Below are 11,731 nucleotides of genomic sequence, written 5' to 3'. Positions count from 1 at the left end.
TCGGGTCCTCAGCCCTCGGCGGGCTTCCGGGCGGCCACGGCGCCCTCGGGGCCGACCAGTTCGGCGTACCCGCCGAGCAGCGCCCGCTCCAGCGGCCGGGCGGCGAGGGGGTTCCGGAAGTGGTCGGCGTAGTCCTCGGAGACGGTGTCGTAGAAGGTGCGGGTGACGGTCAGGAAGTCCTCGGTGCCGGTCACGGGGAGGGACCGTAGCGGGCCGCACCGACACCCCCTTTAGTCTGCTGCCCTTGGCCGATGCATCTGAGCGGGGGGTAGTGGGCCGATGGACCATGCGACGGACGTCTTCCAGCCACTGCAGGCGGACGACCCACCGGTGGTGGCCGGGTACCGGCTCGCCGCCCGACTGGGGGCCGGCGGCATGGGCCGGGTCTACCTGTCGCACACCCAGGGCGGCCGGCCCGTGGCGATCAAGGTGGTGCGGCCTGAACTGGCGGACGACCCGGACTTCCGGCGGCGCTTCGGCCGGGAGATCAAGGCGGCCCGGCAGGTCCGGGGCGCGTACACCGCCGAACTGATCGACGCGGACGCGGACGGTGTACCGCCCTGGCTGGCCACGCTGTACGTGCCCGGGCCCTCCCTGACGGAGGCGGTGGCCCGGCGTGGGCCGCTGCCGGTGCCGGCGGTGCTGTGGCTGATGGCGGGGGTGGCCGAGGCGCTGGGGGCCATCCATGACGCGGGCATCGTGCACCGGGACCTGAAGCCGTCGAACGTACTGCTGGCCGCCGACGGACCGCGAGTGATCGACTTCGGTATCGCGCTGGCCGCCGACGGGACCGCGTACACGGCGACGGGGGGCACCATCGGCACGCCCTCGTTCATGGCTCCGGAGCAGGCGGCCGGGGGCGAGGTCACCGGGGCGACCGACGTCTTCGCGCTCGCCCAGACCGCTGCGTTCGCCGCGCTGGGCAGACCGCTCTACGGCGACGGCCCGGCCCTCAACGTGCTGTACCGGATCGTGCACTCCGAACCCGACCTGTCCCTGCTGCCCGAGCCGCTGCGTCCACTGCTCGCCCGGTGCCTGGCCGCCGATCCCGCCGAGCGGGCCACCCCGGCGGAGGTCGTGGAGTGGTGCCGGCAGCGGCTGGGAGGCGACGCCGACGCCGGTGGCGGGCCCGCCGTGTGGCGGGAGATCACCGGGCCGGAGGTCGCGGTCCCGGCTCCGGCCCCGGACCCCACCCCGGTCGTCCCGCAGCCGCTGATCGCGTACCCGCGGCCGCCGGCCGGGTGGCCGCAGCCGGCACCGGAGGAACGGAAGGCCCGCAGGCGGCGCACCGCGCTGATCACGGCCGCCGGTGTGGCGGGAGGCGCGCTGCTGGTGGCGGCCCTGGCATGGTCGGTCATGGACGCGAAGGACCGGCGCGGAGAGCGGGACACGGCCGGGTCCAAGACGTCCGCCACGGGACCGGCCGCACGGTCGTCGGCATCCTCGCCGGGGTCCTCCTCGGATTCATCGGATCCGGCGGACTCGTCGGCGGCCGGGGCCGGTGACGGCGCATCCGGCGACGCGGCGTCCGCCTCGGCCTCGCCCCGGGACCCGCGGCCGGAGGCCTTCGCCCCGGTATGGCTGGACGCGAAGACCTCGCTGAGCCTCAAGGCCGAGAACCCCGAACGGAAGGACCGCAAGGGCGACATCCGCTTCGACTGTCGGACACCCGGCTGCGAGCTGAAGAGCGACAGCACCGTGTTCGTCCAGATCTTCGGCGGGCACGGCACCACGCTCGACATGTGCCGTCTCATGCTCAGGAGCGCCACCCGGCACAGCTGGACGCTGGCCGCGGCGGCGCCCGGCTCCGAGTTCTGCGTGAAGGACACCGAGGGCAACATCGGCCTGTACGTGATCCAGACGAAGTCGACCGCGATGCCGGACATCGCCTTCCTGACGGGCGATCTGACGGTCTGGCGGAAGGCGGCCTAGGGGGTTTCGTCGGATCAGGTCGGATCAGGCCGTGCCGGGCGTCGCGGACCCGGGCTGATCCGGACGAAGACCCCTAGCCCATCCCCGCCAGCCGCAGCAGTGCCGCCGTCGCCGCCGCGGCGAGGACGACGACGGCGAAGGGCGCACGGCGCCAGGCGAGGGCCGCGCCCACCAGGACCCCGGCGGGGCGGGCCCAGCCCGCGAAGCCGCCGGACTCGGTCAGCGCGCCCGTGGCCAGCAGCGCGACCAGCAGGACCACCGCGCCGGCCGAGGCCAGTTCCTGGACGCGGGGCGGGACGGTGACCCGGCCGTGCAGGGCCGGGCCGACCAGCCGGAAGGCGTACGTCCCCACGGCCAGGGCGAGGATCACGGCGACGGTGCTGTTCATGCGGCGGCTCCCCGGGCGGCCGGGCGACGGTGCAGGAACAGTCCGGCGAGAGCGAGCAGCACCGGCACCCCGGCCGGGACCGCGGGCGTGACCGCCAGGGCCAGGGCGGCGCCGAGCAGGGCGCACCGCCGTACCGTCGCGTCCGCGCGCAGGGTGGGCAGGACCAGGGCGACCAGGACGGCCGGGAAGGCGGCGTCCAGACCGTAGCGGGCGGTGTCGCCGAGGGCGCTGCCCGCGAGCGCGCCGGCCAGGACGCCGAGGTTCCACACGGCGAACAGGCCGAGCCCGGAGATCCAGAACGCCCGCCGCCGCCGTGCCGGATCGGGCTGGGCGAGGGCGAAGGCGACCGTCTCGTCGGTGACCAGATGGGCACCGAGGAAGCGGCTGGCGCGGCTGGTGCCGATGATCTCGGCCACGGCGAGGCTGAAGGCGGCCGTGCGGGTGTTGAGCAGCAGCCCGGTGGCCGCGGCGGCGACCGGCCCGCCCCCGGCGAGCAGCACGCCCACCGCGCTGAACTGCGCCGATCCGGCATACACCACCAGTGACATGAGCACCGGCACCCACACCGGCAGCCCGCCGGCGACGGAGACGGCGCCGAAGGACACGCCGACGATGCCGCTGGCCAGCCAGACGAGCGAGCTGTCACGGAGCAAGGAGTCGACGGCCTGTGGTGTTCGTTGTGGCGAACGCATGTTCTCTACAATGGACAGAAGTCGCCCTGTCCGTCAAGGCGAACGATCGTACCGATGGAGCGAACGATATGGCCGACGCACCCGCCCGGCTCCCCCTGGAGTGGATCGCCGCGTCCCTGAAGCGGGAGCGCACCCGCGCCGGGCTCTCCCTGTCCGAACTGGCCAAGCGCGCCGGCATCGCCAAGTCCACGCTGTCCCAACTGGAGGCGGCGAGCGGGAACCCGAGCATGGAGACCATCTGGGCGCTGGGGGTGGCGCTCGGCGTCCCGTTCAGCGCGCTGGTCGAGCCGCCGGTGGCGAGGGTCCGGGTGATCCGCTCCGGCGAGGGCCCCGCCGTCGCCTCGGAGCAGGCCAACTACGTCGCCACGCTGCTCTCGGCGAGCCCGCCCGGGGCCCGGCGGGACATCTATCACCTGCGGGCGGAGCCGGGGGCGGCGCGCGCGTCGGAGCCGCACATCCCGGGCACGGTCGAACACCTGGTCGTCAGTACCGGCCGGGTGAAGGCGGGGCCGGCCGGAGAGGAAGTCGAACTGGATCCCGGGGACTACATCACCTATCGGGGGGATGTGGCGCACTCGTACGAGGCGCTGGTGCCGGGCACGACCTTCGTCCTCGTCATGCAGCACACGTAGAGAATTCGCCGAGAATTCACAAAGGGCGGGGCCCAAAAAGGCAGGAGCCCCTTTGCCTTACGGCGCGGGGCTCCTTGGGTACTGCACTCAGGTTCTGCGATCAGGCAGTGATCAGACGGGGGTGACGTTCTCCGCCTGCGGACCCTTCGGGCCCTGCGTCACGTCGAAGCTCACCTGCTGGTTCTCCTCGAGGGAGCGGAAGCCGCTCGCGTTGATCGCGGAGTAGTGAACGAAGACGTCGGGGCCGCCGCCCTCCTGGGCGATGAAGCCAAAGCCCTTTTCGGCGTTGAACCACTTAACGGTTCCGGTAGCCATAAGCCCTCCTTGGGCTCAAAAGGGTTGCCCTGCTCCAGAACCTGCACGTGCGAAACGGTGCTGCACAACTGCATTCGTCTGAAAACGACGAGAGCCCGCGGTCACATGCTCCGCAGGCTCTGTACTGCAAGGGAAACCAAACTGCAACTTGCGGCGAGCCTAGCACGCAGGCAGCCGAAAGCAATAGAGGTCAAGATCACTTCACCCGGATGTTTGAACACTCGCTAGCCCGTTTGGCGGCGGGGTCGGTCCCGGCACCGTACCGCACGGGGTCTAGTCTCGCGATGTGGACAATGCTCGCACCCGGCCGCGCGTCGGCCACATCCAGTTCCTGAACTGCCTGCCCCTCTACTGGGGGCTCGCGAGAACCGGCACGCTCCTCGACTTCGAGCTGACCAAGGACACCCCGGAGAAGCTCAGCGAGCAGCTCGTGCGCGGCGACCTCGACATCGGCCCCGTCACCCTGGTCGAGTTCCTGCGCAACGCCGACGACCTCGTCGCCTTCCCGGACATCGCCGTCGGCTGTGACGGCCCGGTGATGTCGTGCGTGATCGTCTCCCAGGTCCCGCTGGACCGGCTGGACGGCGCCCGCGTCGCCCTCGGCTCGACCTCCCGCACGTCCGTCCGCCTGGCGCAGCTCCTCCTCGCCGAGCGCTACGGGGTCCGCCCCGACTACTACACCTGCCCGCCCGACCTCAGCCTGATGATGCAGGAGGCCGACGCCGCCGTCCTCATCGGCGACGCCGCCCTGCGCGCGAACCTCCTCGACGGCCCGCGCTACGGCCTCCAGGTGCACGACCTCGGCGCCCTCTGGAAGGAGTGGACCGGTCTGCCGTTCGTCTTCGCGGTCTGGGCGGCCCGCCGGGACTACCTGGAACGCGAACCGTCCATCACCCGCAAGGTCCACGAGGCCTTCCTCGCCTCCCGCAACCTCTCCCTGGAGGAGGTCGGCAAGGTGGCCGAGCAGGCCGCCCGCTGGGAGGCCTTCGACGAGGCGACCCTGGAGCAGTACTTCACCACCCTCGACTTCAGCTTCGGCGCCCCGCAGCTGCGGGCCGTCGCCGAGTTCGCCCGCAGGGTGGGCCCGACGACGGGCTTCCCGGCGGATGTGAAGGTGGACCTGCTGCGGCCGTAACCACGAATCACTACGCTGCTGCACACGAGGCGTCGGGGGGGGAGAGTGCGCCATGCAGCCGCTGGAAGCTGACGAGCCGGCCGAGGTCGGTCCCTACCGGCTGCTCGGCCGGCTCGGTTCCGGCGGCATGGGCCGGGTCTACCTCGGCCGCAGCACGGGGGGCCGCACGGTCGCGGTGAAGATCGTGCACCCGCACTTCGCCCTGGACGAGGAGTTCCGCGCCCGGTTCCGGCGCGAGGTGGAGGCCGCGCGCCGGGTCGGCGGTGCCTGGACCGCGCCCGTCCTGGACGCGGACCCGGACGCCCCGGTGCCCTGGGTCGCCACCGCCTACGCGGCCGGCCCGTCCCTCGCGGCGGCCGTCACCGACAGCGGACCGCTGCCCGCGCACTCCGTACGGGCCCTGGGCGCGGGCCTCGCCGAGGCGCTGACGGCCGTGCACGAACTGGGTCTGGTCCACCGGGACGTGAAGCCGTCCAACGTCCTGCTGACCCTGGACGGCCCCCTTCTCATCGACTTCGGCATCGCCCGGGCCGTGGACGGTACGGCGTCCCTGACCTCCACCGGTGTGTCGATCGGTTCCCCGGGCTACATGTCGCCCGAGCAGATCCTCGGCAAGGGCGTCACCGGCGCCGCCGACGTCTTCTCCCTCGGCGCCGTCCTCGCCTGCGCGGCCACCGGCGAACCGCCCTTCCGGGGCGACTCCTCGGCCGCGCTGCTCTACAAGGTCGTCCACGAGGAGCCCGAACTCGGCTCCCTCGTCGGTGAGCTGCGGGAGGTGGTGGCGGCCTGCCTGGCCAAGGACCCGGCCGCCCGGCCCGAACCCGCCGACGTGGGCCGACGGCTCGCCCCCGAGGGCGCCGACCGGCTGATCGCGGGCGGCTGGCTGCCGGGCCACCTGGTGGAACAGGTCAGCCGCAGCGCCGTACGCCTGCTCAACCTCGACACGGGGGAGGCGGTGCGGTCGGGACCCGTGGCGTTCACGAGCCCTTCGGTGGGCGACCCGGCAGACGCTTCACCGGCGGTCTTTGCTGCCGGCGCCGGCGAGTTCGGCCCCGCGCCCGTCATGGGTCCCGGAGGGGACTCGGGGGCGGTGGCCGCCGGTTCCGGAGCGGGCCGGGGCGCGTCGGAGGCGGGTTCGGGGGCGGATGCGGGCGCGTCGACGGCGGGTTCGGGGGTGTCGACGGCTGGTTCGGGGATGGGCTCGGGGGTGCCGGCGGCTGGTGCGGGGGTGGATGCGGGGGTGCCGCTCGTCGGGTCCGGGACGGGCTCGGGGGCGCCGACCGCCGGGTCCGGGATGGCCGGGGTGCCGACCGCCGGGTCCGGTATGGCCGGAGTGCCGACCGCCGTGCCGTCACCGCAGGATGTGCCGCCTCCCGGGCGGGTCTCCCTCAGCGTGGCGGCGACCTCCGCGCCCGCACAGGGCGGCCGGGGGCGCCGGGTCAGCTGCACGGTGGCGCTGGCGGTCGCCGGTGCGCTGGCCGCGGCGTCCCTGGGGCTCGGCGTCCTGCTGCGCCCCTGGTTCGACGGCGGCGAAGACACCAACGCCGGCAGCGGCACCGAGTACTCCACGGCGCCGAGCGGGTCCGCCGCGAGCACCGCGGCCACCGACGGGCCCGCCGCCAGCGGTCCCGCCACCAGCAGCCCCTCGGCCGGCGGCTCCGGCACCGCAAGTGCCCAGCCCGCCAAGATCCCGGACCGCTACCTCGGCACCTGGGAGGGCCCGGCCACCGGTCTCGGCGGCAGCCTGCCCATGGGGACCTTCCGGCTCACCGTCCACCGGGCGGAGCCGGGCGAGGAGTTGGGACGGCTGCGGCAGACCGACCAGATCGGCGCCGTCTGCACCGACATCCTCACCCTCGAGAAGGTGACCGGTACTCAGATCCTGGCCACCTCGAAGGGCGCCGAGGGCAACCACGCCGGCTGCAACCCGGCCCCGCACCAGGTGGAGTTGACACCGGTCGGGGACGATCTGAAGTACACCTCGGACAGTTCGGCCGAAGGCAACCCCGTGTCGCGGATGTCAAGGATCCGCTAGCGGGCGCCGCCCCGCCCCTCGAGCCGGATCCGGGTGCACGCGGCGGCCGGATGTCCGTAGGCTGCTCGGCGCACTTCCGGCAACCCGCGAGGACACCCGCCATGGCACTGCGCAGCACGGTGAGTTCGACGGAAGACCCCGCCGCATGAGCGCGGCCGGGGTGACCACGGGGGTGCTGGTGCTCATCGCGGCACTGTGGGGCGCGGTGGCGGGCGCACTGCTGCCCCGGGCCGCGTACCGCTTCGCCGTCCCGTCCGGGGAGCCCTGGCGGGACCGGTGCCCGGACGGCCACCCGGTCCGCGGGTGGCTCGGAGGGGCGACGTGCGGGACATGCGGGACGAGCCGCACGCGCGGGGCGAGCCGCACGCCCGGGGTGAACGCGGAGGAGCACGCGGGCGCGTACGCACCCTCCGCCCTCCTCCTCGCCACCGGCACCGCCCTGACCTGTGCCGCCCTCGCGGCCGCCACCGGCACCCGGCCCGAGCTGGCGGTCTGGCTGCTGCTCGCGCCCGTCGGGGTGCTGCTGGCCGCGGTGGACCTCCGGGTGCAGCGGCTGCCCGATCCGCTGACCCTGCCGCTCGCCGCCGCCGCGCTCGCCCTGCTGGGCCTCACCGCGCTGCTGCCCGAGCACGCCGGCCACTGGCTCACCGCGCTCTACGGCGCCCTCGCGCTCGGCGGCGGTTATTACGCGCTGTACCGCATCAACCCGGCCGGCATGGGCTTCGGCGATGTGAAGCTGGCGGTGGGCATGGGTGCCGTCCTCGGCTGGTACGGCTGGCCCACCGTGCTGCTCGGCACCTTCGCCGGCTTCCTGCTCGGCGCGCTCTACGGCGGCGCGCTCGTCGTCGCCCGGCGGGCGGGGCGCAAGACGGCGATCCCGTTCGGCCCGTTCCTGATGACCGGTGCCTTCGCCGGGCTGCTGATCGGCGCGTACGCGGCCTGAAGGCAGGCGGTGGAAACCGCTGGCGTAGGCTGGTTCGGTCCGTCCACAACCCTTGACGAAAGGGACGCCCGGTGTCCGAGAAGGCCGACCTTCAGTCCGTCCTCGACCGTGCCGCCGCCGGTGGGCGGATCACCCCGGAGGAGGCGCTCGTCCTCTACCGCGACGCCCCGCTGCACGCCCTCGGCGCCGCCGCCGACGCCGTGCGCCGCCGCAAGTACGCCGGCACCGAGCACATCGCCACGTACATCATCGAGCGCAACATCAACTACACGAACGTGTGCGTCACGGCGTGCAAGTTCTGCGCCTTCTACGCGGCTCCGAAGGACACCGCCAAGGGCTGGACCCGGGACCTCGACGACATCCTGCGCCGCTGCGCGGAGACCGTCGAGCTGGGCGGCACCCAGATCATGTTCCAGGGCGGCCACCACCCGGACTACGGCGTCGAGTACTACGAGAAGCACTTCAAGGCCATCAAGGACGCCTTCCCGCAGCTGGTGATCCACTCGCTGGGCGCCTCCGAGGTCGAGCACATGGCCCGTATCTCCAAGGTGTCGGTCGAGGAGGCCATCACCCGGATCCACGAGGCGGGCCTCGACTCCTTCGCCGGTGCCGGCGCCGAGCTGCTGCCCGAGCGCCCCCGCAAGGCCATCGCCCCGCTGAAGGAGAGCGGCGAGCGCTGGCTGGAGATCATGGAGGCCGCGCACAAGCTGGGCGTGGAGTCGACGTCCACCATGCTCATGGGTACGGGCGAGACCAACGCCGAGCGCATCGAGCACCTGCGCATGATCCGGGACGTGCAGGACCGCACCGGCGGCTTCCGCGCCTTCATCCCGTACACCTACCAGCCCGAGAACAACCACCTGAAGGGCCGCACCCAGGCGACCCTCTTCGAGTACCTGCGGATGATCGCGATCGCCCGCCTCTTCCTCGACAACGTCCAGCACATCCAGGGTTCGTGGCTGACCACCGGCAAGGAGGTCGGCCAGCTCTCCCTGCACTACGGCGCGGACGACCTCGGCTCGATCATGCTGGAGGAGAACGTGGTCTCCTCGGCCGGTGCCAAGCACCGCTCCAACCGCCTGGAGATCATCGACCTGATCCGCAAGGCGGGCCGCGTCCCGGCCCAGCGCTCGACGACGTACGAGCACCTCGTCGTGCACGACGACCCCGCGAACGACCCCGTCGACGACCGCGTGGTCTCCCACATCTCCTCCACGGCGATCGAGGGCGGCACGGCCCACCCCGAGCTGAAGCTGCTGGCCTCCAACTGAGCGGCGGCCGGATGAGCGGCGCCCGAAGGAGTGGCGTCCGAATGAGCCTGCCGTGCTGACGATGCACGCCGCCCCACTGGTCCTGCCGGTGGGTGCGGAACCCGTCGTGGACGGGGCCGTCCTGGTGGAAGGCGACCGGATCAGGGCCGTCGGGCCGTATGCGGAGGTCGCCGCCGGGGCGCCCGGCGCGCGGGTGCGGCGCTGGCCGGGCGTGCTCACCCCGGGCCTGCGCCAGTGGCACCCGCTGTGGCTGCTGCGCCACTGCTACCATCCCGACCCGCGCGAAGCCGACGAGCTGGGTGAACTGCCCCTGTGGGGCGAGCGGTTGGGCGCCCTCGGCGACCTCGGCGAGACCCGCTGGGCAGGCAGCGTACGGCGCGGTGTGCAGCGGATGCTGCGGTACGGCACGACGGCGGTCGCCTCCCCCGGAGCCCGCTTCCACGATCCGCTGGTGGCCACGGCCGTCGCCCGGTCCGGGCTGACCGTCGTAGGAGTCACGGGCGCCCCCGGCGGCATGCTGCTCGGCGAGCGGCCGGACCTCGACCCGTTCGCCGAGGGGTACGACCTGCCCGGCACGGTCCACGGCCCCCTGACCGTCGGCGGCCGGGCCGACCTGGCCGTGTTCGACGTACCCGACGAGGCGGCCCTCACGGAGCGCGGCGCGGGGACCTGTGTGGCGACCGTGCTGGCCGGCCGACTGGTGTACCGGGGCCGCTGACCGGCTTCAGCCGCCGAACCTCTCCCCGAACGCCCCCGAAGCCTGTGTCACGCCACTGCAGTCGGTCGCCGCGTCGTCCCGCCCGGACTCCCCGTCCCGGCACTGCCGGTCGCGGAAGGCCGACCACATCGACACCCAGGCGATCCCCTTGTCCTCGGCGAAGGTCCGCACCTGGTCGGCGTCGGAGAGCGTGAACGTCTCACCGTCCACGTCGTTGACACCGATCATCGAGGTGAGCGCCATGCCTTGCCAGGCACCGGTGTCCGACAGCCCGAACACCTTCTTGAGCTGGGCGTGGGCGGCCCGCGCGGAGGCGAGGGCGTAGTCGCCCATGTCACCCGCGTACGACTCGCCGTAGTTCATGGTCATCAGGTTGACCGTGGAGACCTGGACGTCGTACCTGTTCGCCGACTCCAGCAGCGCGAGGCCGTCGGAGTCGAGACCCGAGGGCATCACGGACAGGGTGAAGGAGACCTGCAGATCCGGGCGTTCCTTCTGCAGCCTGGCCATCGCCCGTGAACGCAGGGCGACGGAGGCGGAGTCGGTCAGTTCGTCGCCCTCGATGTCGAAGTCGGCCCTGGTGGAGCCCGCCGCGTCCAGCGCCTCGGCGTAGGCGGCGGCCAGCGCGGAGACGCTGTCGCAGGTGGCGGCCAGCTCCTTGCCGGAGGCGCCGCCGAAGGAGACGCGAACGGTGGCGCCGTCCTTCTTCAGCCCCGAGATCCGGGAGGTCACCGCGGAGGCGTCGATCGCCTCGGTGCCGTTCCACCGCGGGGTGCAGCCGTTGTCGTCGGAGATCACGAAGGCGAGGTTGTACGTCGAGGGCGACCCGGCGGGATCGGTGTCGGCGGCCTCGGTGGCACTGACGTAGGGGGCGTAGGTGGGCGTGTACGCGGGGGACGAGCTGGGGGAGGAACTGGGGGAGCGGGCTGTGCCCGCCGCGTCCGCGGAACAACCGGTCACTGCGAGTGCAAATGCACAAGTGAACCCTGAAATCGGCCCCAGTGAAGTCCTCATCGCGTATGCACCCGTTCTTGTGACGTCGGTCGCAGGAGGGGAACAAGGCGCGTTCCCGGGAGGGAATCTCTCACACGAAACCGTGTGAATGCCCGGTCTTCTCAGGGAAACGACAGGTTGAAGCAGTCCTCATGGGCGGCTCACAGGGATTTCCGGGAAAGGGCCACATAAAGCGTCCCTAATATCCGAGGAATGCAATCCGAACCCGCCATCGAAAGTCGCGCCGCCGGGCGTGATCGCCGTCGCAAACATGGCAACGGGTCCGCCGAGGGGCCCGTGTTCGTTGACGCCACCGGACGCCGGTCCAAGGTGCTGCGCCGCGTCGGCCTGCTGGTCGGCGCCGTCTGCCTCACCTACGCGGGCGTGCTCGTCGCCGCCTTCATGGGCTGGGGCACCTCCCTCACCCCGTCCTCCCTGCTGCCCTTCGGCAACGCCGGTGACCGCCAGACCCCCGGCCGGATGCAGCCGCAGGGCGGTATCGGCCGCCAGGCGGACCTGCCGAACGGCACCCCCTCGGCGCCGCCCGCGGCCACCGTCACCCCGTCCGCTGCCCCGTCCGTGTCCGCTGCCCCGTCCGTGTCCGCCGCCCCGTCCGTGTCCGCGGCCGTGTCCGCGGGCACGGGCGCGGGCGCCAACTGAGCGGAGCCGGCGGAAGT

13 protein-coding genes are annotated in these 11,731 nt (G+C 72.8%); 8 read left to right on the top strand and 5 right to left on the bottom strand.

Features of this window, described 5'->3' with window-relative positions:
• Window positions 1-8 precede the first annotated feature (8 nt).
• Window positions 9-194 carry a hypothetical protein gene (locus tag ACZ5CW_RS14395; RefSeq protein WP_468600947.1) on the bottom strand — a complete coding sequence of 62 codons (186 nt, stop codon included), beginning with the start codon at window positions 192-194 and terminating at the stop codon, window positions 9-11.
• 85 nt (window positions 195-279) lie between these two features.
• On the opposite strand from ACZ5CW_RS14395, the gene ACZ5CW_RS14390 reads away from it, so the two are divergent.
• Window positions 280-1,932, top strand: coding sequence for a serine/threonine-protein kinase (locus ACZ5CW_RS14390; RefSeq protein ID WP_468600945.1), 1,653 nt, complete (start codon window positions 280-282; stop codon window positions 1,930-1,932).
• A gap of 73 nt (window positions 1,933-2,005) precedes the next feature.
• Here the strand turns inward: ACZ5CW_RS14390 and ACZ5CW_RS14385 are convergent, their stop codons facing one another.
• The gene (locus ACZ5CW_RS14385; RefSeq protein WP_468600943.1) at window positions 2,006-2,320 is read right to left on the bottom strand and encodes an AzlD domain-containing protein; all 315 of its coding nucleotides are present in this window, start codon (window positions 2,318-2,320) and stop codon (window positions 2,006-2,008) included.
• A complete protein-coding gene (locus ACZ5CW_RS14380; RefSeq protein WP_468600941.1) occupies window positions 2,317-3,012 on the bottom strand; it encodes an AzlC family ABC transporter permease in 696 nt (231 codons plus the stop codon). Before ACZ5CW_RS14380 ends, ACZ5CW_RS14385 begins: the two co-directional genes overlap by 4 nt.
• Window positions 3,013-3,080: 68 nt before the next feature.
• Between ACZ5CW_RS14380 and ACZ5CW_RS14375 the strand changes: the two genes are divergently transcribed.
• Window positions 3,081-3,644, top strand: a complete 564-nt coding sequence (locus ACZ5CW_RS14375) for a helix-turn-helix domain-containing protein (protein ID WP_468600939.1) — start codon at window positions 3,081-3,083, stop codon at window positions 3,642-3,644.
• Window positions 3,645-3,755: 111 nt separating this feature from the next.
• On the opposite strand, the gene ACZ5CW_RS14370 is transcribed toward ACZ5CW_RS14375, so the two are convergent.
• On the bottom strand, window positions 3,756-3,959 hold the full coding sequence (locus tag ACZ5CW_RS14370) for a cold-shock protein (RefSeq protein ID WP_003992177.1): 204 nt from the start codon (window positions 3,957-3,959) through the stop codon (window positions 3,756-3,758).
• Window positions 3,960-4,245: 286 nt separating this feature from the next.
• Here ACZ5CW_RS14370 and ACZ5CW_RS14365 point away from each other — a divergent pair, with 286 nt between their 5' ends.
• The 5 genes from ACZ5CW_RS14365 (at window position 4,246) to ACZ5CW_RS14345 (ending at window position 10,061) form a co-directional block, all read left to right on the top strand.
• Entirely contained in the window at window positions 4,246-5,094 is an 849-nt protein-coding gene (locus ACZ5CW_RS14365) for a menaquinone biosynthetic enzyme MqnA/MqnD family protein (RefSeq protein WP_468600937.1), read from the top strand.
• 52 nt (window positions 5,095-5,146) lie between these two features.
• The gene (locus ACZ5CW_RS14360) at window positions 5,147-7,129 is read left to right on the top strand and encodes a protein kinase domain-containing protein (protein WP_468600935.1); all 1,983 of its coding nucleotides are present in this window, start codon (window positions 5,147-5,149) and stop codon (window positions 7,127-7,129) included.
• Between the two features lie 145 nt (window positions 7,130-7,274).
• A complete protein-coding gene (locus ACZ5CW_RS14355; protein ID WP_468600933.1) occupies window positions 7,275-8,072 on the top strand; it encodes a prepilin peptidase in 798 nt (265 codons plus the stop codon).
• Between the two features lie 71 nt (window positions 8,073-8,143).
• Window positions 8,144-9,343: a cyclic dehypoxanthinyl futalosine synthase gene (mqnC, locus tag ACZ5CW_RS14350; RefSeq protein ID WP_468600931.1), complete on the top strand. Its 1,200-nt coding sequence runs from the start codon at window positions 8,144-8,146 to the stop codon at window positions 9,341-9,343.
• 52 nt (window positions 9,344-9,395) lie between these two features.
• Window positions 9,396-10,061, top strand: coding sequence for an amidohydrolase family protein (locus tag ACZ5CW_RS14345; protein WP_468600929.1), 666 nt, complete (start codon window positions 9,396-9,398; stop codon window positions 10,059-10,061).
• A gap of 6 nt (window positions 10,062-10,067) precedes the next feature.
• On the opposite strand, the gene ACZ5CW_RS14340 is transcribed toward ACZ5CW_RS14345, so the two are convergent.
• Window positions 10,068-11,075, bottom strand: coding sequence for a chitinase (locus ACZ5CW_RS14340; protein ID WP_468600927.1), 1,008 nt, complete (start codon window positions 11,073-11,075; stop codon window positions 10,068-10,070).
• Between the two features lie 276 nt (window positions 11,076-11,351).
• On the opposite strand from ACZ5CW_RS14340, the gene ACZ5CW_RS14335 reads away from it, so the two are divergent.
• Window positions 11,352-11,714, top strand: coding sequence for a hypothetical protein (locus tag ACZ5CW_RS14335; protein ID WP_468600925.1), 363 nt, complete (start codon window positions 11,352-11,354; stop codon window positions 11,712-11,714).
• Window positions 11,715-11,731: the final 17 nt, after the last annotated feature.

The sequence above is a fragment of the Streptomyces sp. NPDC031379 genome (genome assembly GCF_055569615.1).
The sequence above is the reverse complement of the archived record's forward strand: the minus strand, read 5'-3'. Positions and strand labels throughout refer to the sequence as shown.

Excerpts from the sequence above, each read along its gene's own strand:
- ACZ5CW_RS14390 (WP_468600945.1), top strand. The coding sequence starts at position 280 with ATGGACCATGCGACGGACGTCTTCCAGCCACTGCAGGCGGACGACCCA.
- ACZ5CW_RS14385 (WP_468600943.1), bottom strand. The coding sequence starts at position 2,320 with ATGAACAGCACCGTCGCCGTGATCCTCGCCCTGGCCGTGGGGACGTAC.
- ACZ5CW_RS14380 (WP_468600941.1), bottom strand. The coding sequence starts at position 3,012 with ATGCGTTCGCCACAACGAACACCACAGGCCGTCGACTCCTTGCTCCGT.
- ACZ5CW_RS14375 (WP_468600939.1), top strand. The coding sequence starts at position 3,081 with ATGGCCGACGCACCCGCCCGGCTCCCCCTGGAGTGGATCGCCGCGTCC.
- ACZ5CW_RS14370 (WP_003992177.1), bottom strand. The coding sequence starts at position 3,959 with ATGGCTACCGGAACCGTTAAGTGGTTCAACGCCGAAAAGGGCTTTGGC.
- ACZ5CW_RS14360 (WP_468600935.1), top strand. The coding sequence starts at position 5,147 with ATGCAGCCGCTGGAAGCTGACGAGCCGGCCGAGGTCGGTCCCTACCGG.
- ACZ5CW_RS14355 (WP_468600933.1), top strand. The coding sequence starts at position 7,275 with ATGAGCGCGGCCGGGGTGACCACGGGGGTGCTGGTGCTCATCGCGGCA.
- ACZ5CW_RS14340 (WP_468600927.1), bottom strand. The coding sequence starts at position 11,075 with ATGAGGACTTCACTGGGGCCGATTTCAGGGTTCACTTGTGCATTTGCA.